Here is a 1,419-nt window from a genome sequence, read left to right as displayed (position 1 = left end):
CGAAAGCGGTTTGTCTGTGAAGCATAAAGTGACTGACCCGCCGCCTTCGCGAGCAAGCCCGCTCCCACAGGGGACGACAGTGAACGCGGGGAATTGGCCGAAATTCAGAAGTCCTTGGCCGACACCTCTGCCGATCCTTCCCTAGACTTTGCCCATTCCTTTCACGCGGCGGAGTTTCCTCCATGAACTACCTGATTTCGCTGGCCATCGGTCTCGGTGTCGGCCTGCTCTATGGCGCGCTGGATTTTCGTTCCCCGGCACCACCGGCCATCGCGCTGGTGGGGCTGCTGGGCATGCTCGCGGGTGAGCAGCTGTGGCCGATGGGCCGGCAACTGGTCGCCGGTTGGCTGTCCTGAATTCCTTTTTCCCTTTGATGGATGTCCTCATGAAAGCACTGCAATTCGATAAAACCGGCGATCTGTCTTCCCTGCATTTCGTCGACGTACCGACCCCGGTGCCCGGCGCTGATGAAGTGCTGGTCGAGATCAAGGCGGCCGGTCTGAACCCCAGCGATGTGAAGAACGTGCTCGGGCGATTTCCGTACACCACGTTGCCACGGATTCCCGGGCGTGATTTTGCCGGTGTCGTGGTCGAAGGCCCGCAGGCGTTGCTCGGTCAGGAAGTCTGGGGCACCGGGCGTGAGCTGGGCTTTTTCGCCGATGGCTCGCACGCGCAGTTCGTCAAACTGCCAGCCAATGGCGTGGCGCACAAACCGTCGCACTTGAGTTTCGCCCAGGCGGCCAGCCTCGGCGTGCCGTACACCACGGCGTGGGATGCGCTGGAGCGTAGCTTGGTGACGGCTGAAACCCGTTTGCTGGTGATCGGTGGCGGCGCGGTGGCCACGGCGGCATTGGCGTTGGCCAAGGTGCGCGGTGCGCAGATCCTCGCGGCAGCGCGGCGGCCGGAGCAGGTCAAGGAGTTGCAGGCGCAGGGCTTCCAGACGATTCAGCTGGATAAACCCGAAGACCTCGGCGCGCAGGTCAACGCGGTGTACAGCGGTGGCGCTGACGTGATCTTCGACACCACCGGCTTCTGGCTGCCGGCCTCGGTGGCGGCACTGGCAGCGTTCGGCCGCATCGCGATCATCGCCGCACCGGTCGACGGCCATGTGCAGTTGCCGGCGCTGGCGTTGTACCGCAAGGGCGGTTCGGTGGTCGGGATCAACTCGCTGCTGTACGGCGTGCAAGCCTGTGCGGCGATGCTCGAGCAGTTTGGGCGGTTCTTTGATGAGGATCTGTTGCCGTTGCCGCAGTGGTTGGTGCAGGTGCCATTGGCGGAGGGGGTGGACAGCTACGCGCAGGTGAATCAGGGCAGTGGCGACAAGGTCATCCTGATTCCCTGACACCGCAAAACAACTGTGGGAGCGGGCTTGCTCGCGAAAGCGGTGTGTCAGCGAAGCAAGTATTGGCTGATACACCG

The 1,419-nt window shown here is 63.1% G+C and carries 2 protein-coding genes; both read left to right on the top strand.

The window, feature by feature from the left end; translation table 11 throughout:
- Positions 1 to 182 precede the first annotated feature (182 nt).
- The gene (locus tag QMX91_RS31125) at positions 183 to 356 is read left to right on the top strand and encodes a DUF1427 family protein (RefSeq protein WP_007969534.1); all 174 of its coding nucleotides are present in this window, start codon (positions 183 to 185) and stop codon (positions 354 to 356) included.
- 29 nt (positions 357 to 385) lie between these two features.
- Complete coding sequence (locus tag QMX91_RS31120; RefSeq protein WP_223007312.1) at positions 386 to 1,342, top strand: zinc-binding alcohol dehydrogenase family protein; 957 nt, start codon at positions 386 to 388, stop codon at positions 1,340 to 1,342.
- The last annotated feature ends 77 nt before the right edge of the window (positions 1,343 to 1,419 follow it).

Source organism: Pseudomonas sp. PS01299 (assembly GCF_029960145.1).
GTDB classification, from domain to species: domain Bacteria; phylum Pseudomonadota; class Gammaproteobacteria; order Pseudomonadales; family Pseudomonadaceae; genus Aquipseudomonas; species Aquipseudomonas putida_A.
This window is presented reverse-complemented; position numbering and strand designations above follow the sequence as displayed.